Raw genomic sequence first — 25,429 nt, forward strand, 5'->3', positions numbered from 1 at the left:
CGCCCCTCCCGCCTCCCGAAGTGCAGGTAGTTGCGCACTTTCGCGGCGTGTCGACCGCAACTAGCTGCCCTTCGCAGCTCCGGGGTGTGGATAAGTCCGGAAGCGCGGGTACGGCGGTGGCAGGGTGCGGGGATGGAATCTTCGCACCTCGACCGGATGCCATTCCCCGTAAGGTCGGCACTCGCTTCCGGCGCCCGGCCGCATCGGCTGCGCTCAGGGGAACTCGTCCGACCCATTCGAGGGATTCGCATAGTCGGAACGCATGCCGGTCTGGCCGATCGCTTGCGGGCCTACGCGCTCCATCGACGCGTCGACTTCGCCTTCAGCCACACCACCGCCGCGATCCTCTACGGCGTGCCTCTGCCGCAGGAACTCCCGTCCGACATCCACGTCACCGTCCCCGATCCGTGCAGGGCGCCTCAGATCGACGGGTTCGTCGGCCACAAGCTGTCCCGGTGGGAGGTGCGACATGTCGACGGTTTCCCGGTAACGACCCCCGAGCAGACGTGGCTGGACCTCGCCCAGGTGGTCGGCAGCTCGGCGCTCGTCATCGCGGGCGACTTCCTGGTGGGCGGTCAGCGTCCGCTCTCCGATCGTGCGAAGCTCGCCGCGGCCATAGCCGCGTCCGCGGGACGGCGTGGAATCGGCCGCGCGCGTGTGGCGCTCGAGCAGGTGCGAAGGGGTTCGGAGTCGCCGGGCGAGACACGCTTGCGGATGCTCCTCGCCGATTACGAATTCCCCGAGCCGCGGCTGAACCACACCATCCTCGACACCCGAGGTGGCTTCGTCGCGCGCGTCGACTTCGCATACGTCGAGGCGCGCGTCGTCCTCGAATATGAGGGCGATGTGCACCGCATCGACCGTGAGGTCTGGCAGCGGGACATCCGACGTCGCGAACGCGTCGAGGACGTGGGCTGGCGGATGGTCCGGGTCACCGCATCCGACCTCCAGGACCCCGCGGAACTGATCGCGCGCCTCCGTCAACTCCTCCGCGTCCGCCCATGACGATCGAAGGGCAGGTAGTTGCGGTCGACACGCCGCAAAAGTGCACGACTAGCTGCACTTCAGTGAAAGGTGGGAGGGGCGGGGCGCGGGGGGGAGGAGACGGGGCGGGCTACCAGCGGGGGTGGATGGCGGCCCGGAAGTGGGTGTCGTAGATGCGGTGGACGGCGGCGTCGAAGTCGGCGGGGAGGGAGACGGATGCCGCGGCCGCGTTCGCGCGCGCCTGCTCGGGCGAGCGGGCGCCCGGGATGACGGTGGTCACGCCGTCCTGCGCGACGATCCACGCGATCGCCGCCTGCGCGGGCGTCACGCCCTCTGGGGCGAGGGCCGCGAACTCGCGCGCCGCCTGCACGCCCTCCTCGTAGTCCACACCCGAGAAGGTCTCGCCCACGTCGAACGCCGAGCCGTCGCGGTTGTAGTTCCGGTGGTCGTCCGCCGAGAACGTCGTCTGCTCGGTATACCGGCCGCTCAGCAGTCCTGAGGCGAGCGGCACCCGCGCGATGATGCCCACGCCGGCCTCCCGCGCGGCGGGCAGCACCCGGTCGAGCGGCTTGAGGCGGAAGGCGTTGAGGATGATCTGCACCGTCGCCGTGCCGGGGTGCGCGATCGCGGCGAGCGCCTCGTCCACCGTCTCGACGCTCACGCCGTAGTTCTCGATCGCGCCCTCCTCGACGAGCGTGTCGAGGGCGTCGTAGACCGCCTCGGTCGAGAACACGGGGGTCGGCGGGCAGTGCAGCTGCACGAGGTCGAGGCGGTCGACCCCGAGATTGCGGCGAGAGCGGTCCGTCCACTCCCGGAACTTCGCGAGCGTGAAGTTGGCCGGGTCCTGGGCCTCGCGGCGGCCCATCTTGGTCGCGACCGTCAGCGGCAGCTCGGGATGCTCGGTGACGAAGCGCCCGATGATCTGCTCGCTGCGCCCATCCCCGTAGACGTCCGCGGTGTCGAAGAAAGTGACGCCCGATTCGGCGGCCGCCTCGAGCACGGCGAGGGCGTCGTCTTCGGAGACGTCCCCCCAGTCCGCTCCGAGCTGCCACGTGCCGAGTCCGACGACCGACACCTCCCGTCCGGTTCCGCCGAGGATGCGCTGTTCCATACCGCCAGCGTAGGCGTTTCGCCGGGACTGCAGAACCGGCGGGCACGCGGCCCGCCGGTCCGTCATCGGCCCGCGCACGTCAGGCAGCGGCCTCGGTCACCTCCTGGTTGCGGAAGTGCCCGGCGAGCATCGCCGCGACGCCGACGGCCGCCCACCCGAGGAGCACCAGCCACGGGAAGGCCGCGTCCGCGTCGGGGAAGTACGACAGGTCCCGCAGCAGGGTGACGGAGGCGCCCGGCACGAACCACTGCCCGATCTCGCCCCACGGCCCGACCAGGAACTGCAGCGGCTGCGCAGCGGACGACAGCGGGTTGCCGACCAGCACGGTCAGCACCGCTCCGACCGCGATTCCGATACGGCCGAGCAGCGCGTTCATCCCGACGATGAAGGACGCCGTGGCGAACATCGAGAGCGAGACGGCGAACGCGTTGACCCAGAAGCCGCCCTGCAGGATCCCGAACCACCCTTGCAGGATCCCGGCGACGGCCAGCCCGACCGTGACGGCGTACACCGCGACCGCGGTCAGGCGCCGCCAGCTCCCGGCGACGAGGAGCGAGATGAGCGCGCCGCCGAGCATCCCGCCGAGCACCAGCGGGAAGGCGGATGCGGTGAGGCCGAGCCCGCGGGCGTCGGTGGAGGCGAGCGGAACCACGTCGGTGACCTTCACGGTGATGGTCGGCGCCTGCGTGCCGGCGGGTGCGCCGCCGGCAGCGATCGCCTGCTGCACGGCGGCATCGGCCTGCTGCTGCGCGGACGCCTGGATGCGCGTCGCGACCTGGGCCAGGATCTGGCTGACGGCGGCCCCGTTCGCCGAGGCGGTCAGAACCTCCGGCTGGTCGCCCAGGATGATGGCGCCGTAGACGTCGCGGGTGCGGATGAGGTCGACCGCCTCCTGCCGGTTCGCGACCGTCGTCGGGTCGAAGGCGCCGTCGGCTGCCTTATCGAGCTGCTTCTCGACCGCGGAGACCGTGGCATTGTCCCCCGCGATGGCGATCGGCAGGTCCTTGACCGAGGACGTGATCGTCGGCCAGAGGAAGGCGAGCAGGATGACGACGACCACGGCCGCTGCGCCGAGGGCGAGCAGGACGGACCGCAGCCATGGCGTGTGCGGCGGCTGCGTCGAGCGGGCCGCCGGGGTGGCGTCCTGCGGCGGGCGGGTCAGTGTGGCGCTCATGGTCTCCTCCAAAAACGAATGCTCGTTCTTTATGGTGACCACTCGATCGGGTATTGTCAAGAACGTTCATTCTTTTTGGACGCGAGGAGGCCGCATGCCAAAGGTCACGGAGGAGCACCGCGCCGCCCGCCGCCGGCAGATCGCGGACGCGGCCCTGCGCTGTTTCGCCCGCTCCGGCTTCCAGCAGACATCGATGGCGGACATCATCGCCGAGTCGGGGCTGTCGGCCGGCGCCATCTACGGCCACTACAAGAGCAAGGAGGAGCTGGTCGAGCTTGCGGTGACCGAAGTGCTCGACGCGCGCTTCCTCGATCTCGCCCAGGCGCGCACCCGCGACCCGCAGCCCTCCCCCGCCGAGCTCGTCGCCCTCCTGGTGCACGGGCTCCGCGATCAGATCGGCGACCTGCAGCTCCTCCTCCAGGTGTGGGGCCAAGTGCCGATCAACCCCGCTCTCTCCCGCCTGACCACGAGCATCGGCGGCCGCATCCGGAGGATGTTCGCCGAGTACCTCGTGGAGTGGTACCACCGGCATCGCGGGATGGACGCGGAGGCGGCGCGGACCGCGGGCGAGCAGGACGCATCCCTCTACGTCGGTCTCGTACAGGGCTACGTCGTGCAGACCGTGCTCTTCACCGATTTCGACGGCGACGGCTACCTCGCGTCGGTGGCGCGGATGGATCCCCGCGCCGCCGAAGCGCGACCGGCCTGACGACACGCCTCACCCGAACGCTCAGGCGCCAGGCCACCACGCCGGGGTGAGCCGGCCGACGAGCGCGAGGAACGCATCCACATCCCGGGGCTGCGGCCGGGTCAGCCACACGTCGATCGCGCCGATCGTCCCGTCGGCGAGCCAGCGCGCGATGGCGCGGCGGTCGGTGTCGTCGTCGGCGGGCACGACGAGCGAATGCTGTTCCAGGAGCAGGTCGACCGACCCCTGGAAGTGCTCGCTGAGCATCGCGTGGAGGCTGGCGGATCCGCTCTCGGTGCCGAGCCCGCGCCGGTAGATCGCGTCGTGGCGGTCGACGTGGCTGAGCACCGCCCGCGTCACCCCGATGACCGCGGCGGCCGCGTCCGACGGTTCGACATCGACGAGGTACGCGGCGCGCAGCTCGTCCAGTTCGGACCGCAGGACGCGCTGCAGGAGGTCGGCCGGGGACGCCGCGTACTCGTAGACGGTCGACCGGTGCACTCCCGCCGCAGCGGCGAGCGCCGACACCGTCACGTCGCCCACGGGGCCGCGGGTCGCCAGGTCGAGAACGGCCTCCCGGAGTCGGGCGTAGGTCTTCTGCTGGCGGGCGTCCACCGGACGATCGTACAATGGAGTTATCCGACATGTGTCGGATAACGAAAGGAGATTTCCCATGGCTCAGTACGACGTCGCCGGACGGTCCGCGATCGTGACCGGAGGCGGCTCGGGCATCGGGCGCGCCATCGCCCTCACCCTCGCGGCGAGCGGGGCGGCCGTCCTCGTCACCGACCTGAACGAGGAGAACGCCGATGCGGTCGTGGCGGAGATCGGCGCCGCGGGCGGCACCGCGCGGGCACTCGCCGGCGATGTGACCGACCCGGCCTTCGCCGAGGCCAGCGTCGCAGCCGCGAACGAGCTCGCCCCGCTGCGCATCGCCGTCAACAACGCCGGCATCGGCGGAGCGGCCGCACCGGTCGGCGACTACCCGCTCGACTCGTGGCGCAAGGTCATCGAGGTCAACCTCAACGCCGTCTTCTACGGGATGCAGGCGCAGCTCGACGCGATCGGCGCGAACGGCGGCGGCGCGATCGTCAACATGGCGTCCATCCTGGGCAGCGTCGGCTTCGCGAACTCGTCGGCGTACGTCACGGCGAAGCACGCGCTGCTCGGCCTGACGCAGAACGCGGCACTGGAGTACGCCGGCAAGAACGTTCGTGTTGTCGCGGTCGGCCCCGGCTTCATCCGCACCCCGCTCGTGGCGTCGAACATGGACGCGGACACCCTCGCCTTCCTCGAGGGCAAGCACGCCCTCGGCCGCCTGGGCGAGCCGGAGGAGGTCGCCTCGCTGGTCGCGTTCCTCGCCTCCGATGCCGCCAGTTTCATCACCGGCAGCTACCACCTGGTCGACGGCGGCTACACCGCTCAGTGATCCACAGGGTCCCGTTCTCTGCCGTTCTCCACAGATTCTGGGACGTCTGCCGCGCCCGGTCACGCTCGCTCTAGTGTGAGGAGCGTGACCGAGCACGACACCACCGACCCCCTGTCCGACGAGCTGCTGGAGCGCATCCGCGACCGCGCCGACGCCTACGACCGCGAGAACCGCTTCTTCACCGAAGACCTCGCCGAGCTGGCGGATGCCGGCTATCTGCGGGCGCTCGTGCCAGCGGAGTTCGGCGGCCTCGGACTGAGCCTGGAGCAGACCGCGCGCCTCCAGGTGCGGCTCGCCGGCGCCGCGCCCGCGACCGCGCTGGCCGTCAACATGCACCTGGTCTGGACGGGCATCGCCAAGACCCTCCGCGACCGCGGCGACGACTCTCTGGAGTTCGTGCTGCGCGAGGCGGGCGCCGGAGAGGTCTTCGCGTTCGGGCTGAGCGAGGCGGGCAACGACCTCGTCCTGTTCGGTTCGACGACGGAGGCGCGGCCCCGGCCCGACGGCTCGTACACGTTCCACGGGCGCAAGATCTTCACCTCGCTCTCCCCGGCCTGGACGCGACTCGGCACCATGGGCCTCGACACGACGAGCGCCGACGCGCCGAAGATCGTCTACGGGTTCGTCGAGCGCACCGGTGGCGGTTTCGAAATCCGTGAGGACTGGGACACGCTCGGGATGCGCGCGACGCAGAGCAACACGACCGTGCTCGACGGCGCACACTCCCCGCCGACCGGATCGTCCGGAGGCTGGACCCGGGCCCCAACCCCGATCCGCTGGTCTTCGCGATCTTCGCGAACTTCGAGATCCTGCTGGCCTCGGTCTACACCGGGCTCGGCGCACGCGCGCTCGACCTCGCGGTCGTGGCGGCCCACCGGCGGACGAGCCTCAAGAACGACGGGCGCAGCTACGCCAATGATCCCGACATCCGCTGGCGGGTGGCCGAGGCCGCGATCGAACAGGATGCGCTCCTCCCGCAGCTGGATGCGCTCGCCCGCGACGTCGACACGCTCGCGGATCACGGCCGGCTCTGGTTCCCCAAGCTCGTCGGGCTCAAGATCCGCGCGACCGAGACGGCACGGCGCGTCGTCGATCAGGCGATCCGGGTGTCGGGAGGCTCCACGTTCTTCGCCGGGAACGAGCTCGGCCGGCTGTACCGCGACGTGCTCGCCGGACTCTTCCATCCGTCCGACGCGGAGTCGGCGCACAACACCGTCGCGACGGCCTGGCTCGGCCCGGTCGAAGAGTAAGGCAGGAGAAGACATGCAGCAGATCACGGCGAAGCACTTCGCCGAGCGACTCGAGCGCGGCGCACGGCAGGCGGCGCGAGCGGGGTTCGACGGGCTGATCGTCGCGCCCGGGCCAGACCTGGCGTACTTCGCCGACTACCTCCCGGTCGCGACGACCGAACGCATCACGCTGCTCGTGATCCCGGCCGACGGCGAGCCGTCCTTGCTGGTCCCGCGCTCGAACACGGCGGCGCCGCGCAGACCCGGGCGGCGGGCGCACTGCGGCTGATCGACTGGGCGGACGGCGAGGACGAGTACGTTCCGGCCGCCGGGCTGCTGCGATCGGATGGGCGCTACGCCATCTCGGACGCCACCTGGGCGATGCACCTGCTGGGCCTGCAAGAGAAGCTGCCCGGCGCCCGTTTCGAGGCGATCTCGCACGCGCTGCCGCTGCTCCGAGCGGTCAAGACCGCCGACGAGGTCGACCGGCTCGCAGCAGCGGGCGCTGCCGCCGATGCGACGTTCGAGGACGTCGTGCAGCTGCCGTTCGCCGGTCGCACCGAGCTGCAGGTCGCCGCCGACCTCGACCGGTTGCTGCGCGAGCACGGGCACGCACAGGTCGACTTCACGATCGTGGCCTCCGGGCCGAACGGCGCCGACCCGCACCACGAACCGGGCGAGCGGCTGATCACCGAAGGCGACATGGTGGTGCTCGACTTCGGCGGGCTGCAAGACGGCTACGGGTCGGACACGACACGGACCGTGCACGTCGGCGAGCCAACGGACGAGGAGCACGAGGTGTTCGAGGTCGTCCGGCATGCGCAGCAGGCCGCCTTCGAGGCCGTCGCGGTGGGCGTGCCGTGCCAGGAGGTCGACCGCGCAGCGCGGGCGGTCATCCGGGACGCCGGCTACGGCGAGTTCTTCATCCACCGGGTCGGGCACGGCATCGGCGTCACGACGCATGAACCGCCCTACATGGTGGAGGGAGAGGAGCAGCCGATCGAGGCGGGGATGTGCTTCTCGATCGAGCCGGGCATCTACCTGCCCGGGCGGTTCGGCGTCCGGATCGAGGACATCGTGGTCGCGGCGGAGGACGGCGCGCATCGGCTCAACAACTCGAGCCACGAGCTGCACCTCGTGGAGTGAGGCCGGGCTCGGCTACGCGCGCAGCTGGGCCTGCTGCGCTCGCCGGTCCTCGCGGGCGAGCCGGGAGCGGCGTCGCGCGAAGGGCAGCGCCACGAGGCGCCAGCCGACGAGGAACACCCCGAGCACCACGGCGGCCACCGCGATGAAGGACGGCTGCACGCCTTGGCCCGCCGAGGTGCGGATGAGCATGCCGACGGCCACCGTCATCAGCCAGATCGGGATGCCCGGCCAGACGATCGCCAGCGGTCGGCGCCACGCCCCCGTGACCAGCCACCCAGCGAGTAGACCGACGAGGAAGGGCCACAGCGTGTCGAGGATGCCGGCGGCGGAGTTCGCCTCGCCGTGGCTGCGACGCCCGATCAGGACGAACAGGGTCACGAAGGCCGCGTCGATGACGAATGCGACGAGCGCGGTCCTCCAGGGCTTCACCCCCTCAGAGTACGCAGGGCCGCCCGAGCGTTGGCTGGGCAGAACCCGTGTCGATACTGACCGTTATCGAAAACGGACGGAATTCAGAGCGTTATCCACAATCGGCACGTCGTCCACAGATTCCGGATCCGGTCGACACCACGTCCATCACCCCTCAATAGACTGACAACCAGCAGCCACCCGAGCCCTGGAGCCCCCGTTGCCGAACTTCGACTTCCTCACCCAGCCCGCCCTGCCGCGCCCGGACGCGACCCTCGACGACGCCGCGCGGATCGCCGCCGAGCACTTCCGGCTCGAGGGCCGCATCGTCGAACTCGGCAGCAACCAGGACCGCAACTTCCGCATCGACACCGGCGCAGAGCGCTTCGTGCTGAAGCTGGCCAATCCCGTGTTCTCGGCGGATGAGCTGCGGGCGCAGAACGCGGCCCTCGCCCTGCTCGACGGCTCGGGAGTCCGCATCCCGTCGGTCGTCGCCTCCGTCGACGGCGGCGAGCTGGTCGAGGTCGAGGTGCAGGGCGTGACGCTGCTGGCCCGTGTCCTCCGCTACCTCGACGGCGAGCCGCTCACCGACGTCGGGCGTCCGACGCGCGAGCAGCTCCGCACCCTCGGTACTCTGGCCGGCCGCGTCGCCGGTGGACTGGCTGAGCTGCGGCACCCGGGGCTGGACCGCACCACCCAGTGGGATGCGCGCATCAGCGGCGAGGTCGTCGACCTCCTGCTCGAGCACGTCGAGCAGCCCGCGAAGCGCTCGGTGGTCCGCGAGGCGGCGGATGCGGCGCTCGCCCGTCTCGAACCGCTGCGCTCGCGCCTCCGCGTCCAGGCCGTGCACGGCGACGTGACCGACGACAACATCGTCCTCGGCGAGGGCGGTCCCGGCGTCATCGACTTCGGCGACGTGTCCGACGGCTGGCTGGTGGCCGAGCTGGCGGCGACGGTCGCCAGCGCGCTGCATCACGTGCCCGATGACCCGCTGGCGGTGCTGGACGTGGTGGAGGCCTTCCACGCCGAGGCTCCCCTCGATGACGCCGACCTCGCCGCTCTCTGGCCGCTCGTCGTGCTCCGCGGAGCCGTGCTCGTGGTCAGCGGGGAGCAGCAGGTCGCCCTGGAGGCCGACAACGTCTACGCCGCCGAGAACCGGGCGCACGAATGGGTGGCGTTCGACGTCGCCCGACGGCTGGAGGCCGCCGAGATCGAGACGCTGATCCGCGCCCGGCTGTCCGGCGCTCCCGAAGGGCAGCCCGCGATCGGTCGGCTGCTAACGGTGGACTACACCTCCGAGCAGCTCGTCGACCTCTCCGTGCTCGCCCGCGACCTGGATGCAGGCGCCTGGCTCCAGGCGGACGCGGAAGAGACGGTGCTCCAGCACGTGGAGCGCGAGCGGGGGCACGCGATCACCCGCTACGGAGAAGCGCGGCTCACGCGAGCGCAGCCCGACCGGTCGAGTCGCTCCGCCACGATCGCGCTCGCCGTGACCGTCGCCGCGCCAGAGGCCCTCGACGTCCTCGCCCCGTTCGCAGGCGAACTCCTGCTCGCGGACGGCTCCTGGCTGCTGCGCGCCGACGGACTGGAGCTCTGGCTCGACGGTCTGACCCGCCCGCTCACCACGGCCACGGTCGCGGTCGGCGACCGCATCGGCACCGCCATCCGCCTGACGGCCCAGCTCAGCACCGCGCCCGGCCACCGACCGCCGGCGTTCGTGACCCCGTCGCTCCCGTTCACCGCGTGGACGGGCGTCTCCCCGGACCCGTCGGCCCTGTTCGGTCTCGACGTGGCGGCGCAGACGCCCGACGCGGAGGCATCGCTCGCCCGGCGGGACGCCACCTTCGCCGAGGTGCAGGAGCACTACTTCTCCCACCCGCCCCTGATCGAGCGCGGCTGGCGCCACTACCTTGTCGACACCCACGGCCAGAGCTACCTCGACATGGTCAACAACGTCACGCAGATCGGGCACGGGCACCCGCGGCTGGTCGAAGCGGTGCGCGACCAGTGGGCCCGCCTCAACACCAACTCGCGGTTCCACTACGACGAGCTATCCCGGTTCACCGAGCGCCTCGCCGAGATCGCTCCCGAGGGCCTCGACACGGTGTTCCTCGTCAACAGCGGCAGCGAGGCGGTCGACCTGGCACTGCGGCTGGCGCAGATCCACACGAACCGGAAGACGATCCTCGCGGTGACCGAGGCGTACCACGGCTGGACGATGGCCTCGGACGCGGTCTCCTCCTCGCTCGGCGACAACCCGCGGGCGCTCGAGACCCGGCCCGACTGGGTGAAGCTGGTCGCGGCGCCCAATTCGCTGCGCGGCACGCACCTCGGCGCCGACTCCGGTCCGGCCTACCTCGCCGATCTGGACGCCGACCTCGCGGACCTCGACGCCGCCGGTGTCGAGGTGGCCGGCTACATCGCCGAACCGGTGTTCGGCAACGCGGGCGGCCTCATGCTGCCCGACGGCTACCTGGCCGGCGTCTACGAGCGCATCCGCGCCCGCGGCGGCGTCTGCATCGCCGACGAGGTGCAGGTCGGCTACGGGCGGCTCGGTCACTACTTCTGGGGCTCCGAGCAGCAGGGCGTCGTCCCCGACGTCATCACCGTCGCCAAGGCCATGGGCAACGGCCAGCCGCTGGGCGCCGTGATCACCCGGCGCGAGATCGCCGAGTCGTTCGCGGCCGAGGGCAGCTTCTTCTCCTCTGCGGGCGGCAGCCCGGTATCCGCTGTCGTTGGCCTGACCGTGCTCGACGTGATGCGCGACGAGCGGCTGCAGCAGAACGCCGCCGAGGTGGGCGACCACCTGGCGGCCCGCCTGCGCGCACTGGGCGACCGGCACCCGCTGGTCGGCGCCGTCCACGGCATGGGCCTCTACCTCGGAATGGAGCTGGTGCTCGACCGCGAGACGCTGGCTCCGGCGACCGCCGAGGCCAAACTGGTCTGCGACAGGATGCTCGCCGAGGGATGCGTCGTGCAGCCGACGGGCGACTACAAGAACGTGCTGAAGATCAAGCCGCCGCTGTGCATCACGCGCGAGAGCGCAGACCGCTTCGTCGACGCGCTCGACCTGGTGCTGGCGACGTTGTAGAGCCGTCGAGCACGCGCGAGGCCTCCGCCTCGATGGCGGCGGCGACCGCATCCAGCGCCGCCGACCGCAGCGACCACTGGTGCCAGTACAGCGGCACCTCCGCGACTCGCTCGTCGTCGAGCACGACGAGCGAGCCGGCGGCCACGAGCTCGGCGGCCTGGAGGTCCGGCAGCATGCCCCAGCCCAGCCCGAGCGCCGCCGCCTCCACGAACTGCGTGGAGGCCGGGATGAAGTGCCGCGGCGGCCGGGCGCCCGGCGCGAAGGCGCCGAGGTAGCGGTCCTGGAGGGCGTCCTTGCGGTCGAAGACCAGCATGGGTGCGACAGCCGCGGCCTCCGGAGTCCAGCCGTCCGGGCACCAGCGCGCCGCGAACGCCGGGCTCGCGACCGCCCGGTAGGTCATCGACCCGAGCGGGCGCGCGATGCACCCCTGCACCGGCTCCGGGTCCGACCCGATCGCGGCCATGGCGGTGCCGTCCCGCAGCCGGTCGAGCGTGTGCTCCTGGTCGTCGAGCACGAGCTCGAAGGCGATCCCCTCCAGCCCGGCGAGGGCGGGAAGCACCCACGTCGCCAGCGAGTCGGCGTTCACCACGAGCGGGATGGCGGCACGCCCCGGACCGTCGGTCAGCGCGGCATCCGCCTCCGCCTCCAGCAGCGCCAGTTGTCGTGCGAGCCGGAGCAGCACGCTGCCGGCCTCCGTCGCAGCCACCGGCCTGCCGCGCCGCACGAGCACCCGCCCGCTCTGCTCCTCCAGCGCCTTGATGCGCTGGCTCACCGCCGACGGGTGACGTGCAGGGCGGCCGCCGCGCTCTCGAAGGATCCGCCGTCGATCACCGCGGCGAGCGTGCGCAGGTGCTCTCGATTGGTGGCCATGAAGCGATGCTAATGCAGCACAAGAATCCTGAGCTGTACTTACGGAGACGCTACCCGTAGCGTCGAGGAGTGCTCGCGACGTTCTTCACCGGCCTCGGCTCAGCGGCCTCCCTCATCATCGCCATCGGCGCGCAGAACGCGTTCGTCCTCCGGCAGGGTCTCCGCCGCCAGCATGTGCTTCCGATCGTGATCATCTGCGTGCTCAGCGACGCCATCCTGATCGCCGCAGGTGTCGCCGGGATCGGCGTGATCGTGAAGAACGCCCCGATCGCGCTGGAGATCGTCCGATGGGCGGGCTTCCTCTTCCTCGTCGGCTATGCCGTCTTCGCCGCCCGCCGTGCCCTGAAGCCCGAGTCGCTCAGCACCTCCGGTGCCGTCGCCGGCTCGCTGGCGGCCGCGGTCGGCACCTGCCTCGCGATCACGTGGCTGAACCCGCACGTGTACCTCGACACCGTGCTCCTGCTCGGCTCGCTCTCGGCGTCACACGGCGACCCGGGGCGCTGGGCGTTCGGCGCGGGAGCGGCAACCGCCAGCCTGCTCTGGTTCGGGATGCTCGGCTTCGGCGCCCGCTTCGCAGCTCCCGTGTTCGCGAAGCCGGTCGCGTGGCGCATCCTCGACGGTGCGATCGCCGTGCTGATGCTGGTGCTCGCCGTGCTGCTCGTCGTCTGAAAGCCCGCGGAAAAGGAGCCCGGACAAGCGGAAAGGCCGCCCGATTCGGGCGGCCTTTCCGGTTCTGGTGGAGCTAAGGAGATTCGAACTCCTGACCTCTTCGATGCGAACGAAGCGCGCTACCAACTGCGCCATAGCCCCGAGGAACTGCTTAGAAACAATAGCACTCCCGACCGGCCGAGTCGAAATCGAGCAGCGCTCAGCTGGCGGCCCGGCGGCGGCGCAGGACCGCGTCCAGATCCATGCTGCCGGTGTCCACCTCGTCGAGAACGCCCATGCTGGCGTACAGGCTGGGAGCGGCGGGTGCGGCCACCGGCGCGACCGCGGCAGCGACCGGCGCGGGCGCTGCAGCGACCGCAGGTGCCACGGCAACCGGCCGCAGCGGCACCGGCGCGACCGCGGGCGCCGTCACCTCCGCCGCCTTGCGCTCGAACTCGGCTCGCGCGGCGGCCCGTCGCAGCTCGGCGGCCGCATCCACCGAGGCCATCGCGGCGGCCGCGACGGTCCCGGGCGAGAGGTGCAGCGGCTTGGGCAGCGGGCGGGGCGTCCAGCTCTGCTTGAGCCGTTCCTGCACGGGCAGGTCGTGCTGGGCGTCGTCGTAGAGCTCCGGCGACACCTGCGAGGTGCGCACCATCGGCTGCGCGGGCACGGCCGGAAGTTGCGGGCGCGCCAGCCGGGCCAGCATCCAGCCCGAGAGTGCGACGACGCCGGTGGCGACGGCCACGGTCAGCCAGACGCCGGTGGCGACCAGCTCGACCGCACCGGCGACGAACGCGGCGAGGCCGGCGACGAGCACCAGGGTCGAGAGGGCGCGGGTCCGGCGCAGGCGCCGACGCCGCTGGGGCGACAGGGGCGCGACCGCTGCGGCCGTCGCCAGTGCGCGGGCCCGCTGGGCCGCGGCCGCACGCGCCGCGCGTTCGACGGCGATGGCCTCTGCGGCAGCACGTTCCGCCTCCTCGGCCGCGCGGCGCCGCTCCTCGGCGATGGCCTGCTCGCGGCGCGCGTGGGCCGCGGCCTCGGCGCGCGCGGCGGCGAGCGTCTTCTGCTCCGACCTGCGCAGGATGCGCTGCTGCTCCGCGACGGTACGTGCGGTCGCCTCCATGCGCACCTCGTCGGGCAGCTCGCTGGTCTCGGCGAGGATGCGGAGGGTCTGCTGCAGTCGCACGGCGTTGCGCTCGGTCGCCAGGTATTCGCGGCGACGCAGCCACACCGGGACGAGATAGGCCAGCCAGAGGGCGGCCGCTATCGCGACGATCACCCCGCCGCCCATCACATCCCCGTTCATGCCTCTACGGTAGGGGCGCGACTCCCCTGGCTCCCGTCAGGCGCGGGGGTGTGTCATGTGATCCAGAGTTCTTTCAGCGAACGTGGCGGCTCGGTTCAGCGGTGCCGCGACACCGGCAAGGGCACGGCGGCCGCCGCACGGTCCTCCGGTGGGATCAGCGCGGCGTCGGCCGGCACGTTGTGGTCGAGCCACCGCCGCAGCACGCCCTGACTCAGCTCCTCCGACACCAGACCGAAGCAGAAGTGGTCGCGCCAGTCCCCGTTGATGTGGATGTAGCGGCGCCGCAGGCCCTCGTAGCGGAACCCGAGCTTCTCGACCACACGCAGGCTCGGCGCATTCTCGGGACGGATGCAGATCTCCATCCGGTGCAGGCCCAGCTGGTAGAAGCAGTAGTCCGTCGCCAGCGCCACCGCCGTGGGAGTGATGTTGCGGCCGGCGAACTCCTCGGCGATCCAGTACCCGATCGTCGCGCTCGACAACGAGCCGTAGGTGATCGACGACACGTTGAGCTGCCCGGCGAGCTGCCCGTCCCACTCCACGATGAACGGCAGCCCGTGACCGGCGCGCGCGTTCGCGAGGAGCGACCGGATGCTCGCCCGGGTGTCGAACGACCCCGGCGCGTAAGGGCTGGTCGCCTCCCACTGCCGCAGCCAGCCACGGTTGTCGAGCAGCGAGCGCTCGAGCCCGCGCGCATCCCGCAAGCGGATGGGGCGCAACGTCACGCGGCCCTCGGTGAGGGTGGGGACCACGATCGCCACAGGCTCCTCCTTCAGCCGATCAGTGGTCGCGGGCGGAGAGCGTCTGGATGGGGCCGGTCGGGTCGGCCGGCATCTCCGCCACGAACTCCGAGGGCTCGTCCTCCAGCTCGCTGGCGAACTCGCGCAGCCAAGGGCGGAGCTCCGGACCGAGGTCCTCGCGGTCGATCGCCAGGCGGACGATCGCCTTGATGTAGTCGAGCCGGTCGCCCGTGTCGTACCGGCGGCCGCGGAACACGACGCCGTAGACGCCGCCGGTCCAATCGGGTGCCTCGGCCATCGACTGCAGGGCGTCCGTCAGCTGGATCTCGCCGCCGCGGCCGGGCTCGGTGCGCTCCAGGACGTCGAACACCTCGGGGCGCAGCACGTAGCGGCCGATGACGGCGTAGTTCGAGGGGGCGTGCTCCTTGTCCGGCTTCTCGACCAGGCCGGTGATGCGGACGACATCGTCCTCGTCGGTCGGCTCGACGGCCGCCGCGCCGTAGAGGTGGATGGAGTCGGGGTCGACCTCGAGGAGCGCCACCACGCTCGCGTGGCGTTGCTGCTGTACCGTCAGCATGCGCTTGAGGAGGTCGTCGCGCGCGTCGATGATGTCGTCGCCGAGGAGCACGGCGAACGGCTCGCGGCCGACGTGCATCTTGGCGCGCAGTACCGCGTGGCCGAGGCCCTTCGGGTCGCCCTGACGCACGTAATGCATGTCGGCGAGGGCGGTCGAGTAGTTGACCTTCTCGAGCCGGTCGGTGTCGCCCTTCTTGATGAGGGTCTCCTCCAGCTCGGAGTTGCGGTCGAAGTGGTTCTCGAGGGCGTTCTTGTTGCGGCCGGTGACCATGAGGACGTCGTGCAGGCCCGCGTCCACGGCCTCCTCGACCACGTACTGGATAGCGGGCTTGTCCACGACCGGCAGCATCTCCTTGGGCATAGCTTTCGTCGCGGGGAGGAAGCGGGTTCCGAGTCCGGCGGCGGGGATCACTGCTTTCGTAACGCGGTCATGGTTAGCCATGCCGCCTACAGTATCCGCATTTTCAGAGTGCACAGGATGGCATCTCCTAGGATTGCCTCATGGATCCGGACACTGCCGCTCATCGCAAGCGCGCCCTGCGGGCGGAGCTGCGCGAGCGCCGGCAGAACCTCACCACGACCGAGCGACAGGGCGCGACGGCGGGCATCACCCGCAACCTCGTCGACCTGGCGACCGACCTGTCGGCCCGCTCCGTGGCCGCGTACCTCTCCACCCCGATCGAGCCGGACACGCGCCCGTTCCTCAACTGGGCGCACACGCAGGGCCTCCGAGTGCTGCTGCCCATCTCACGCGAGGACGGCCTCCTCGACTGGACCACCGGCGACGGCGAGTCCGAGACCGAGGGCCTGTTCGGGCTGCCGGAGGCGGTCGGCGAGCTGCTCGGCCCGATCGCGATCAACGACGTCGACCTCATCCTGGTCCCGGCCGCCGCGGTCGACGCGACGGGGATGCGGATGGGGTGGGGCCGCGGATACTTCGACAAGACGCTCGGGAGCATGGAAAAATGTCCCCCGGTGTACGCCGTCCTGTTCGACGGCGAACTCGTGGACGAGGTGCCGCGCGAGCGCCACGACCAGCCGGTGGACGGCGCGGTCACCCCGACCCGGATCGTCCAGTTCACCTGACCTCGCGCAGCGGAAGAAGAATGCCCACCTACTCCTACTCGTGCCGCGACTGCGGCCACGCCTTCGACATCCAGCAGGCCTTCACCGACGACGCCCTCACGGTGTGCCCGAACTGCGGCGGCTCGCTCCGCAAGGTGTTCGGGACCGTCGGCGTGACGTTCAACGGCTCCGGGTTCTACCGGACCGACTCGCGCGGCGGCACGAAGTCGTCGGACACGTCGTCGTCCCCGTCCAGCTCGTCGTCCTCCAGCACTTCCACCAGCTCCCCCTCGTCGACGCCGTCGTCGGGTTCCGCCGCCTAGTGAGAGACGGGTCCATGATCAAAGGCTTCAAGGAGTTCATCCTCCGCGGGAACGTCATCGACCTCGCTGTCGCCGTCGTCATCGGCGCGGCTTTCACGGCGGTGGTCACGTCGATCGTCAACAACCTGATCAATCCGCTGCTGAACAGCTTCTTCGATGCGAAGTCGCTGGACAGCGCGCTCGTGTTCACGATCAACAAGTCGGAGTTCCACATCGGGTCGATCATCGGCGCGATCATCAACTTCCTGATCGTCGCGATCGTGGTCTACTTCGTGTTCGTCCTCCCGATGAACATGGCGAAGCAGCGCGCCGAGCGCCTCCGCAAGAAGGGCGTCGTCGAGCCGGACAAGCCGGTCACCGACCTCGACCTCCTCACCGAGATCCGCGACCTCCTGGCCGCGCAGCAGTCGCCGCCGCAGCCCACCGGCAAGCACGCCGACCCGCTCCCGTAGAGCGCGCTCCCTCTCGCCGAAGGGCAGGTCGTTGCGCACTTCCACGGCGTGCCGACCGCAACTACCTGCCCTTCACCAGTGGGGCGGGACGTCGCGGCGCAGCTGCTCGTCGTTGGAGGACCAGGTGGGGGCGTTGTCCGAGTCCGGCCGGGGCTCGTCGTCGCGCGGCTCGACCCGCGGTTCGGGATCGGTTCCGGGCGCGCCGGGACGCTGCACACGGCGGTGCCTTCGGCGTCCGGGTGACTCGCTCACCCCTCCAGCCTAGAGCTGCGGCAGCTCGATCGGCGCCGTCACCGCGTCGGGCTCGCCCTTGCCGATCAGCTTCGCCACCCGCGACGCCACCGCGTCCGGGTCGGCGAACAGCTCGAAGCTGTGCACCCGGAGGTAGTGCCAGCCGAGGCGGCGCAGCACGTCCGGACGCAGGCGCAGCGACTCGCGGAGGCTCCCCTTCGACACGTCGTCGTCGGTCTCCACGACCACCGCGCGGCCCTCGTGCGAGGCGACCAGCGTGAGCTTTCCGCGGTAGCCGAGGTGCACATCCAGCCCGTGCCGCGCGAGGCGCTTGGCCAGGTCGAGCACCATGGGGTCTGCGTCCTGGCTGAGGTACTCCGGCGCGGCCGCCTGGAGCTGGTCCGCCTCCCCCAGCACCTGCGCCAGCGCGGCGATGCCGTGGCGCATCCGCGACTCGTCGATGTCCTCCGGCTTGAAGCAGGAGACGATGTCCATGCCGCGGCGGCCGCGGGTCATGCCGACCGCGAGCAGCCGGTCGCCGCCCGGCTCGGCCAGGGCGCCGAAGTTCGACAGCAGGCGTCCGTGCGGGGTGCGGCCGTAGCCGATGGAGAAGATGACTCGGTCGCGGCTCTGGCCCACCGACTGGTCGAGCGTCACCACGGTGAACGGCTCGGCGCGATCGCCCAGGATGAAGTCGGCCAGTTCCGAGCGCTTCGCGAAGGCCGCCAGCACCGCTTGGTTGACCCGCACCGCGTGCCGTTCGCTGGCGGTGATGACCATGAGGGACTCGCGCGGCCGCTCGGTGGCGTGCGCGAGCACCAGCTCCACGACCTTGGCGACCTCGGCATCCGTCGACTCGACGGCCCCCGTGTCGCTGTCGGGCATCCCCTGGCCGCCAGTCACGTAGTGCAGCGCCAGGCTGCCGTGACCGAGGTAGGTGCCGGCCCACGGGAGGGAGTCGATCATCCCTCCGTAGAAGCGGCGGTTGACGAGTTCCGCGAGGTCTTCGCCGCCGGCGCGGTAGCTGCGGCTGAGCGTGTACACCGGGAGCAGCTCGGAGAGCCGGGCCAGCGCCGACTCGGCGTGCAGCGCGTCCACGTCGAGCTCCTCGACGGTCGTGCCGTATTCGTGCACGCCGATGTCGAAGCGCGACGGGGTCTGCGTCACCGGGTCGCCGAAGGCGACGACCTGTCGGGCGCGGCGGATGACCGGGACGTTCTCGGCGAGGCTGGACGCGCCCGCATCCACGAGCAGCACCGCGTCGAACCCGACCTCGCGGCCGATCGACGGGATCTCGTAGGGCGACACCAGCCACACCGGCGCGAGCGGGCGCGCCAGGTGCGGCGCGGCCTCGTTGAGCGAGGTCGCCGTCGGGACGGTGCTCTTGAGCAGGCGCTTCAGCGCGGCGGCCTCGTCGGGCCAGTCCACGATGCCGATCTTCCAGGTCTCGGACAGCATCCACGCGAGCTGCTTGCCGGTCGCGGAGGCGTGCGCCTCGTCGACGAGGCGGAAGTCGGCCTCGAGGCGGTCGAGCACGCCGGTGTTGGCGTTGAGCAGGGCGCGGTCGTTCGCGAGGAGGGACTCCAGCACCGACTGCCACCAGGCCAGCTCCAGCTCGGCGCTGACCTGCGTCTCGGGCACGTGGCGGATGGAGAGGTCGGAGATCAGCGGGTCGAGCTCGAGGTCGCGCAGCTGGGTGAGCAGCGCGGTGCGCTCCTGCAGGTTGGCGAGCACCTCGGACTCGGCGGCGAGGCCCGCGATCTGGCGGGTCAGCTCCTCGACCGGCAACGCGGCGAGCGACTGCGGCGTTCCGGTGCGGCGCAGCGGGATGTCAAGCCGCGCGAGGTCTTCCGCGACGCGCTGGTAGGCGACCTGCACGTCCGCGATGCCGACCGGCACCTCGGGCACGACGCCGGCGACGGCGAAGCGATTCCACAGGATGCGCTGCTGCTGGATGCGCCGGAGGCTCTCGTTGAGATCAGTGACGTGCACGCCCGGGCGGACGTATTCGAGCGCGTGCTTGCGCAGCCGACGGCGGTTCGCGCCCGACATCGACGGCGACTCGCGACGGGACGCGGTGGCCGCGATCAGCTCGGTGAGCGACCGGTCGAACACCGACGGAGTGAACTTGTCGAGCGTCTCGCGGATATCGAGGAGCAGGCGCAGGTAGACGCCGAGCTCGGCGATGGACGCGAAGGGCCGCATCCGGGTCTGGCCGATCAGCGCGTTGGCGCGGTCCAGCAAGCGCGGCAGCTCGGCGCGGTTCAGCTTCTTGGCGAGCTCGTGGGCGCTCTTGCCCTCCTCCGTCGTGGTGAAGGAGGCGCCGTACCAGGGCGAGTCGTTGGGCCCGTACCGGAACTCCCCCAGCCGGGCGGCGCGGATCAGGGCGTCGGCCGACGCGTCGCGGTCGCGTGCCAGCGCTTCGATCGCGCGGCGGCCCAATCGGGCGGTGGTCGACGGCGGCGAGGGCAGCAGCGACAGGTGCGACAGCTCGCGCAGCGCATCCAGCACCGACACGCGGAGCACGGAGTCGCGGCGGGTCAGCGCCGCGCGGTAGTCGACGAGCACCTTGCGGAGACGCACCAGCGCCTCGTCGACGTCGGTGACCTTCGGCTGCGTGGCCTTCTCGTTGCGGGCGATCGACTGCACCAGGTCGCGGCGCAGCGTGCGCGGCGTCACCGCGAGCCCGGGGAGCCCGGCCTGCGTCAAGCGCTGGGCGATGTCGTCGAGGCTGGAGCGGCGCGGGCTCACCACCAGCACGCGCTTGTGCTGGGCGACGAGCGCGCCGATCGCGTTGACGATGGTCTGCGTGCCGCCGGTGCCCGGCAGCGTCTTGACGACGATCGAGTTGCCGGCCGCGATCTGGGCGACCACGTTCTCCTGCTCCTCGTCGGCGTCGAGCAGGAGGGTGTCGGTCGCGGGCGGGCGCTCGTCCTGGCGGATCGGGTCCACCGGGTTGAAGGCGCTCTCGACCGTCGAGCGCGCGGTCGGGTTGCCGGCCAGAGCGTCCAGCAGCACGGTGTCGAGGTCGCGGGCCTCCTCGCTGAGCGCCGGCGCGACGTCGGCGAACGAGGATGCGACCAGACGCGGCTGCACGTTGAACCACGGCAGGTGCGAGGTCAGGCCGCGCAGGCGGTCGATCACCGGCTGCGGCTTGAACACGCCGTTCGAGACGGCGAGCGCGACGAAGGCGTCCGCGTCGAGGGTGATCTGGAACTGCTCCGCGAGTGCGCGGGCGAGCTCCGGGTTGAGGTAGGTCTGGCCCTTCAGCTTCAGCTCGAAGTCGCGGCCGTAGCGGCGAATGGCGAGCGGGCGCAGCAGGATGGGAGCGAAGTACTCCTCGGACCCGTGGCGCCACTGCGCCAGGCCGATCGCGAGGTGCACGGACTCGATGCCGCGGACCGAGCGCAGCTCGATCCCCTTCTGCGTGATCGCGTTCGCGGCGGCGCGGGCTGTGCGGAGCGCCAGCTCGTCGCGGATCAGGCTCGACAGCAGCGTGCTCTGCCCGGTGATGAACTGCGGCAGCCCGCCGGGATGCGTGGTGCTCAACTCGATGCGCGTCCGCGGGCTGTCCTCGAAATGGAGCAGCGGGGAGGCGCCGCCGATGGACGCGATCTCGTCGCGCCACCGCGTCCAGACCGGCTCGGCGATGTTGCCGGCGACCAGTCCCGGGTCGCCCAGGCTGAGGGTGTGCGGAGCGGTCGTGGTGCGCGGGTTCAGGGCGTCGTCGTCTGCGATGACCGACCTCGCGTCGTCATCCTCGGTCTTCCTGTCCAGTCGCCACACACGGACACCCTACGTTCACATCCAGTGAATCAGCGGGAACCCGGGCGGGTTTCGCGTCAATATCATGCGCTGAGCGTCGAGGCCGACGCCCGCGGTGTCAGCGCGTCGGGGTCGGTGTCGGCGTGGGCGAGCCGGTGGAGGTCGGCTGCGGGACGGGGGTCAGCGTCCCATAGGGCTGCAGCGCGCCCGTGACGATGGGGACCTGGAGGCCGACCGAGTTGCCGCCGCTGGTCACCGAGACCGAGGTCAGGCCGCCGGGCTTGCCCTCCACCCCGGTCACGAGCGACTCCTCGCTGGGCGGGTTGCCGATGTGCTTGGTCTGGCGCGGCTTCAGCGTGACGTCGATCGGCTGGCCGCCCGACGGGCTGATCGTCACCTTCTCGGTGTCGCTCCCGGTGTTGACGAGTGTCGTGACCAGGTTGGCCGTGTCCCCTTCTCCCTGCACGAGGACGGCGTTGCCGACGAAGACGTTGCCGACGGTGGCGCTCACCCCGACGCTCGCCTCCTCGATGTAGAGGGTGTCCTGCGGCGCGAACAGGTCGCAGGCGGTGAGACCCCCGAGGGTCGCGGCCGCGATGGCCGCAGCGGCTGCGGTGCGACGGACGAGCGAGCGGCGGAACGGCATCAGACACCTCCGAGGGACACGGTGGCGCCAGGCTATTCCCCCGCGCCGCGGTTATGGAAGACGTCGCGTGCCCCGCAGGGCGATGATCGCGATCACACCGCACAGCAGATAGAGGGACGCCTGCACATCGAGGATGGGCACGATGTCGTGCGAGTCGGCCAGCAGGCCGCCGAGCAGCAGCCCCACCGCCTGCGCCGCGCCGTCGACCGTGGTCATGGCGGCGATCACGCGGCCGAGCGCGCGCGGCGGGACGGCGGTCTGCACGAGGGTGATCTCGCCGGTGGCCGTGGTGACCGCGGGGAGGCCCATCGCGATGAAGAGGCCGCAGTAGATCCAGAGCGCCGTGGTGAACGGCGCGAGGTTCCAGGTGAGGAGGGACAGCATCCCGAACACCAGGTAGCCTCCGCCGATCATCGACCGCGGCCCGAGCCGGCGAGCGATCAGGCCGGTGACCAGGCCGCCCAGCACGCCGCCGATCGCCTGCACACCGCGGATGATGCCCGCGCCGGTGTCGCCGGCTCCGAGGTTCTGGGTGACGTAGACGAGGAACAGCACGAGGAAGAGCCCCTGCGCGACGCCGCCCAGCGCGGCGATCAGCGCGAGGGTGCGCAGTGTGGCCGACCGGGCGATCAGCGCGAGACCCTCCACCCACTCGCGCAGGATGCGCTTCTCGGCGGTGGCGGCGGCCTCGCCGTCCAGGGGTGCGGCGACGGGATGGGGACGACTGAGCGCCACGAGCCCCGCGGTCACGAGGTAGGACGCGGCGTCCGCGATCACCACCCCGGGCAGCCCCCACAGCGCGAACGACAGGCCGCCGAGCGGGGAGCCGATCAGTCGCGCGAGGTTGTCGCTCACGGCGATCAGGGCGTTGCCGCGAGCGAGCTGATCGCCGCCCACCAGCTGCGGGATCATCGCCTGCCGTGCCGGGTTGATGACCGCGCCGAGCACCGCCTCCACCGCCGCGACCGCGTAGACGATGCCCATCCGGTCGGCGCTCGCGAACAGCAGCGGGAGCAGCAGCACGCCCTGCAGCAGTGCGACCACGACGATCGTCCGACGGTGGTCCCAGCGGTCGACGAGCACCCCGAGGAAGCTGCCGACGAGCAGCATCGGCACGAGCTCCACGAGGAAGACGGTGGATGCGCCCAGCGCCGAGCCGGTCGCCGACAGGGCGAACAACGGCAGCGCGATCATCAGCAGCCAGTCCCCGGTGTCGGAGACGAGGCCGGCCGTCCAGACCAGCGCGAAGTCGCGGCGGAGCAGCGGCGAGCGGGCGCGCGGCGGAGTCTCGGTCTCGGTCATTCCGCGGCCCCTCGGTCCTGCTCGAGCGCTCGGGCGGCGGCGATCGCGTCCGGGTGCCGGAACGCGTTGAGGTGCAGCGCCACGACGTCACTGCCGTCGGGCGCGTCGCCGCGGGTGAGGGCGATGTACGGGCGGATGAGCGCATCCAGTCGCTCCCCCAGCTCGCGGAGCTCGGCGGGCGTCAGCTTCAGGGCGTACCCGTTCAGCATGCTGGCCTCGCGCCACTCCACCGGCTGCTCGTCGCGCTGGGCGATCGCACGGTGCACCAGCGCGCCCTCGTCGTCGACCTGCCGATCGGCGAGCGCGCGCTCGACCGTGTCGGAGCCGATCGCGAACTCCGGGTCCTCCGACCGGCCGAAGCTCAGCCCGGTCGCAGCGGACCGCCAGGGACGCTCTCGGCCGTCCTCCGCATCCGCCGCCTCCACCAGCCCGACCTTGGCGAGCGCGCGCAGGTGGTAGCTGCAGTTGGAGGGCGTGGAGCCGACCACGGCGGCGCACTCGCTGGCGGTGCGGGGGCCGAACGACATCAGGTGGTCGAGCAGGGCGAGGCGGAGGGGGTGCGCGAGCGCCCGCAGCGCGCGGGGGTCGGTGACCGTCGCACGACGCTCCTCGCGGTGTTCGGCGGTGCGCTCGTCACCCGATGTGAAAGACATGTTTCAGAGTTTGTCGCACGATTTCTTTCACGTCAAGGAATGCCGCCTCGGGTGCGAGACTTGTTGACAGATATGAACGAACCAACCCGAGCGAGCGTCGGCTTCCGATCCGAGCGCGGCCCCATCCTCATCGCCCTCATGCTGACGACGGGACTGGTCGCGATCGACTCGACGATCCTCGCGACGGCGGTCCCCTCGATCGTGCAGGACCTCGGCGGCTTCGCCCAGTTCCCGTGGCTGTTCTCCGTCTACCTGCTGGCGCAGGCCGTGTCCGTGCCGGTGTACGCGAAGCTGTCGGACACCGTCGGACGCAAGCCGATCGTCCTCATCGGGATCGCGCTGTTCCTCGTCGGGTCGATCCTCTGCGGCTTCGCCTGGAGCATGCCCGCGCTGATCGCGTTCCGCGCGCTGCAGGGTCTCGGCGCCGGCGCCATCCAGCCGATGGCGATCACGATCGCGGGCGACATCTACACCGTGGCCGAGCGTGCGAAGGCGCAAGGCTACCTGGCCAGCGTCTGGGCGATCTCGTCCGTCGTCGGCCCGACCCTCGGCGGTGTGTTCTCCCAGTTCCTGTCGTGGCGGTGGATCTTCTTCGTCAACGTGCCGCTGTCGGTGCTGGCGGCGTGGATGCTCATCCGCACCTTCCACGAGAGCATCGAGCCCCGCAGGCACCGCATCGACTACGCCGGAGCCGTTCTGCTGACCGGCGGCATGACGCTGCTCATCCTGGCGGTGCTGGAGGGCGGCCAGGCGTGGGCGTGGAACTCCGTCTGGAGCATCGGAGCCTTCGCCATCGCGGCCGTCCTGCTCGTGGCCTTCGTGCTGGTGGAGCGACGCGCCGCCGAGCCCGTGCTCCCGCTCTGGGTGTTCTCCCGCCGGCTGCTCGTGACGACGACGCTGATCTCGCTCGGCGTCGGCGCCATCCTGATCGGGCTCACGTCGTACGTTCCCACCTACCTGGAGGGGACCATCGGCGTCGCGCCGATCGTATCCGGCCTGGCGGTCGCCGCGCTGACGCTGGGCTGGCCCATCGCGGCGAGCGCCTCGGGCCGCTTCTACCTGAGGATCGGCTTCCGGAACACGGCGCTGCTCGGCACGGGGATCGCCATCGTCGGTGCGATCGCGCTGGCCGCGACCTCCGTCGCCCCGTCTGTGCTGTTCGTGGCGCTGAGCTGCTTCGTGGTCGGCCTCGGGATGGGCCTGATCGCCACGCCGACGCTGATCGCCGCGCAGTCCAGCGTCCCGTGGAACGAGCGCGGCGTGGTCACCGGCAGCAACCTGTTCGCCCGCTCGATCGGCAGCGCCGTCGGCGTCGCCGTCTTCGGCGCGATCGCCAACGCGATCATCGCAGGCTCCGCCAGCGGGACGAAGGCCCCCGCGACCATTCAGGCCGCTTCCACCGCGGTGTTCGTCGCGGTCGCGGTGGCGGCGATCCTCACGATCGTGGCGGCTCTCGCGATGCCCGCTCGCGCGTCGAGGACGTCGAGTTCAGCCGCTCTCCCGCCCCCGCCGAATAGCGGCGCGTCACCTCCCCCCTCCTCTCTCCTCGCGAAGGGCAGCTCGTTGCGCACTGTCGCGGCGTGTCGACCGCAACA

General features: G+C 71.1%; 19 protein-coding genes, 1 tRNA gene and 4 pseudogenes. 11 read left to right on the forward strand and 13 right to left on the reverse strand.

All coding sequences use genetic code 11. From position 1 onward, the window contains the following. The first annotated feature begins 132 nt into the window (after positions 1 to 132). On the forward strand, positions 133 to 1,005 hold the full coding sequence (locus A0130_05900) for a hypothetical protein (GenBank protein ID ANF31263.1): 873 nt from the start codon (positions 133 to 135) through the stop codon (positions 1,003 to 1,005). A 109-nt stretch (positions 1,006 to 1,114) separates the two neighbouring features. On the opposite strand, the gene A0130_05905 is transcribed toward A0130_05900, so the two are convergent. Both A0130_05905 and A0130_05910 read right to left on the reverse strand, forming a co-directional pair. Next, complete coding sequence (locus A0130_05905; protein ID ANF31264.1) at positions 1,115 to 2,095, reverse strand: aldo/keto reductase; 981 nt, start codon at positions 2,093 to 2,095, stop codon at positions 1,115 to 1,117. A 79-nt stretch (positions 2,096 to 2,174) separates the two neighbouring features. Beyond that, a complete protein-coding gene (locus A0130_05910) occupies positions 2,175 to 3,257 on the reverse strand; it encodes a hypothetical protein (GenBank protein ID ANF33317.1) in 1,083 nt (360 codons plus the stop codon). Between the two features lie 106 nt (positions 3,258 to 3,363). On the opposite strand from A0130_05910, the gene A0130_05915 reads away from it, so the two are divergent. Then, on the forward strand, positions 3,364 to 3,978 hold the full coding sequence (locus A0130_05915; protein ANF31265.1) for a hypothetical protein: 615 nt from the start codon (positions 3,364 to 3,366) through the stop codon (positions 3,976 to 3,978). A 21-nt stretch (positions 3,979 to 3,999) separates the two neighbouring features. On the opposite strand, the gene A0130_05920 is transcribed toward A0130_05915, so the two are convergent. Further along, a complete protein-coding gene (locus A0130_05920) occupies positions 4,000 to 4,572 on the reverse strand; it encodes a hypothetical protein (protein ID ANF31266.1) in 573 nt (190 codons plus the stop codon). 58 nt (positions 4,573 to 4,630) lie between these two features. Between A0130_05920 and A0130_05925 the strand changes: the two genes are divergently transcribed. The 3 genes and pseudogenes from A0130_05925 to A0130_05935 all read left to right on the forward strand — a co-directional run bounded on the left by A0130_05925 (position 4,631) and on the right by A0130_05935 (position 7,761). Beyond that, positions 4,631 to 5,386, forward strand: coding sequence for a short-chain dehydrogenase (locus A0130_05925; GenBank protein ANF31267.1), 756 nt, complete (start codon positions 4,631 to 4,633; stop codon positions 5,384 to 5,386). 84 nt (positions 5,387 to 5,470) lie between these two features. Beyond that, positions 5,471 to 6,636 (forward strand): annotated as a pseudogene (locus tag A0130_05930) (acyl-CoA dehydrogenase). Between the two features lie 13 nt (positions 6,637 to 6,649). Next, positions 6,650 to 7,761: pseudogene (locus tag A0130_05935) on the forward strand (peptidase M24). A gap of 12 nt (positions 7,762 to 7,773) precedes the next feature. Here A0130_05935 and A0130_05940 read toward each other — a convergent pair. After that, positions 7,774 to 8,190, reverse strand: a complete 417-nt coding sequence (locus tag A0130_05940; protein ID ANF31268.1) for a hypothetical protein — start codon at positions 8,188 to 8,190, stop codon at positions 7,774 to 7,776. 199 nt (positions 8,191 to 8,389) lie between these two features. Here A0130_05940 and A0130_05945 point away from each other — a divergent pair, with 199 nt between their 5' ends. Next, positions 8,390 to 11,260, forward strand: a complete 2,871-nt coding sequence (locus A0130_05945; protein ID ANF31269.1) for a hypothetical protein — start codon at positions 8,390 to 8,392, stop codon at positions 11,258 to 11,260. On the opposite strand, the pseudogene A0130_05950 reads toward A0130_05945, so the two are convergent. Continuing rightward, positions 11,199 to 12,130, reverse strand: a pseudogene (locus A0130_05950) (transcriptional regulator ArgP). The gene A0130_05945 and the pseudogene A0130_05950 overlap by 62 nt on opposite strands. A 69-nt stretch (positions 12,131 to 12,199) precedes the next feature. Between A0130_05950 and A0130_05955 the strand changes: the two are divergent. Then, on the forward strand, positions 12,200 to 12,799 hold the full coding sequence (locus tag A0130_05955; GenBank protein ANF31270.1) for an amino acid transporter: 600 nt from the start codon (positions 12,200 to 12,202) through the stop codon (positions 12,797 to 12,799). A 65-nt stretch (positions 12,800 to 12,864) separates the two neighbouring features. Here A0130_05955 and A0130_05960 read toward each other — a convergent pair. The 4 genes from A0130_05960 to A0130_05975 all read right to left on the reverse strand — a co-directional run bounded on the left by A0130_05960 (position 12,865) and on the right by A0130_05975 (position 15,839). Then, a tRNA-Ala gene (locus A0130_05960) sits at positions 12,865 to 12,940 on the reverse strand. 58 nt (positions 12,941 to 12,998) lie between these two features. Continuing rightward, on the reverse strand, positions 12,999 to 14,084 hold the full coding sequence (locus tag A0130_05965) for a hypothetical protein (GenBank protein ANF31271.1): 1,086 nt from the start codon (positions 14,082 to 14,084) through the stop codon (positions 12,999 to 13,001). Positions 14,085 to 14,179: 95 nt separating this feature from the next. Continuing rightward, positions 14,180 to 14,842, reverse strand: a complete 663-nt coding sequence (locus tag A0130_05970) for a GCN5 family acetyltransferase (GenBank protein ID ANF31272.1) — start codon at positions 14,840 to 14,842, stop codon at positions 14,180 to 14,182. 19 nt (positions 14,843 to 14,861) lie between these two features. Beyond that, positions 14,862 to 15,839, reverse strand: coding sequence for a UTP--glucose-1-phosphate uridylyltransferase (locus A0130_05975; protein ANF31273.1), 978 nt, complete (start codon positions 15,837 to 15,839; stop codon positions 14,862 to 14,864). Between the two features lie 59 nt (positions 15,840 to 15,898). Between A0130_05975 and A0130_05980 the strand changes: the two genes are divergently transcribed. The 3 genes from A0130_05980 to A0130_05990 are packed head-to-tail and all read left to right on the forward strand — an operon-like array spanning position 15,899 to position 17,237. Next, complete coding sequence (locus A0130_05980) at positions 15,899 to 16,483, forward strand: 5-formyltetrahydrofolate cyclo-ligase (protein ID ANF31274.1); 585 nt, start codon at positions 15,899 to 15,901, stop codon at positions 16,481 to 16,483. 20 nt (positions 16,484 to 16,503) lie between these two features. Then, on the forward strand, positions 16,504 to 16,785 hold the full coding sequence (locus A0130_05985) for an FmdB family transcriptional regulator (GenBank protein ID ANF31275.1): 282 nt from the start codon (positions 16,504 to 16,506) through the stop codon (positions 16,783 to 16,785). A gap of 14 nt (positions 16,786 to 16,799) precedes the next feature. Next, positions 16,800 to 17,237, forward strand: a complete 438-nt coding sequence (locus A0130_05990) for a mechanosensitive ion channel protein MscL (protein ANF31276.1) — start codon at positions 16,800 to 16,802, stop codon at positions 17,235 to 17,237. 261 nt (positions 17,238 to 17,498) lie between these two features. Here A0130_05990 and A0130_05995 read toward each other — a convergent pair whose 3' ends face one another. From A0130_05995 to A0130_06010, 4 genes are all read right to left on the reverse strand, one after another. Further along, positions 17,499 to 21,254, reverse strand: coding sequence for an AAA family ATPase (locus A0130_05995; protein ANF31277.1), 3,756 nt, complete (start codon positions 21,252 to 21,254; stop codon positions 17,499 to 17,501). A gap of 97 nt (positions 21,255 to 21,351) precedes the next feature. Beyond that, complete coding sequence (locus A0130_06000) at positions 21,352 to 21,879, reverse strand: hypothetical protein (protein ID ANF31278.1); 528 nt, start codon at positions 21,877 to 21,879, stop codon at positions 21,352 to 21,354. A gap of 51 nt (positions 21,880 to 21,930) precedes the next feature. Beyond that, entirely contained in the window at positions 21,931 to 23,181 is a 1,251-nt protein-coding gene (locus tag A0130_06005) for a hypothetical protein (protein ANF31279.1), read from the reverse strand. After that, positions 23,178 to 23,834, reverse strand: coding sequence for a transcriptional regulator (locus A0130_06010; protein ANF31280.1), 657 nt, complete (start codon positions 23,832 to 23,834; stop codon positions 23,178 to 23,180). The genes A0130_06005 and A0130_06010 overlap by 4 nt, the downstream gene beginning before the upstream one ends. A gap of 72 nt (positions 23,835 to 23,906) precedes the next feature. Between A0130_06010 and A0130_06015 the strand changes: the two are divergent. After that, a pseudogene (locus A0130_06015) lies at positions 23,907 to 25,331 on the forward strand (MFS transporter). Positions 25,332 to 25,429: the final 98 nt, after the last annotated feature.

The organism is Leifsonia xyli (genome assembly GCA_001647635.1).
Classification (GTDB): domain Bacteria; phylum Actinomycetota; class Actinomycetes; order Actinomycetales; family Microbacteriaceae; genus Leifsonia; species Leifsonia xyli_A.

Coding starts and splice junctions, on each gene's coding strand:
- A0130_05915 (ANF31265.1), top strand. CDS start 3,364: ATGCCAAAGGTCACGGAGGAGCACCGCGCCGCCCGCCGCCGGCAGATC.
- A0130_05980 (ANF31274.1), top strand. CDS start 15,899: ATGGATCCGGACACTGCCGCTCATCGCAAGCGCGCCCTGCGGGCGGAG.
- A0130_05985 (ANF31275.1), top strand. CDS start 16,504: ATGCCCACCTACTCCTACTCGTGCCGCGACTGCGGCCACGCCTTCGAC.
- A0130_05900 (ANF31263.1), top strand. CDS start 133: ATGGAATCTTCGCACCTCGACCGGATGCCATTCCCCGTAAGGTCGGCA.
- A0130_05990 (ANF31276.1), top strand. CDS start 16,800: ATGATCAAAGGCTTCAAGGAGTTCATCCTCCGCGGGAACGTCATCGAC.
- A0130_05965 (ANF31271.1), bottom strand. CDS start 14,084: ATGAACGGGGATGTGATGGGCGGCGGGGTGATCGTCGCGATAGCGGCC.
- A0130_06010 (ANF31280.1), bottom strand. CDS start 23,834: ATGTCTTTCACATCGGGTGACGAGCGCACCGCCGAACACCGCGAGGAG.
- A0130_05905 (ANF31264.1), bottom strand. CDS start 2,095: ATGGAACAGCGCATCCTCGGCGGAACCGGACGGGAGGTGTCGGTCGTC.
- A0130_05975 (ANF31273.1), bottom strand. CDS start 15,839: ATGGCTAACCATGACCGCGTTACGAAAGCAGTGATCCCCGCCGCCGGA.
- A0130_05925 (ANF31267.1), top strand. CDS start 4,631: ATGGCTCAGTACGACGTCGCCGGACGGTCCGCGATCGTGACCGGAGGC.
- A0130_06000 (ANF31278.1), bottom strand. CDS start 21,879: ATGCCGTTCCGCCGCTCGCTCGTCCGTCGCACCGCAGCCGCTGCGGCC.
- A0130_06005 (ANF31279.1), bottom strand. CDS start 23,181: ATGACCGAGACCGAGACTCCGCCGCGCGCCCGCTCGCCGCTGCTCCGC.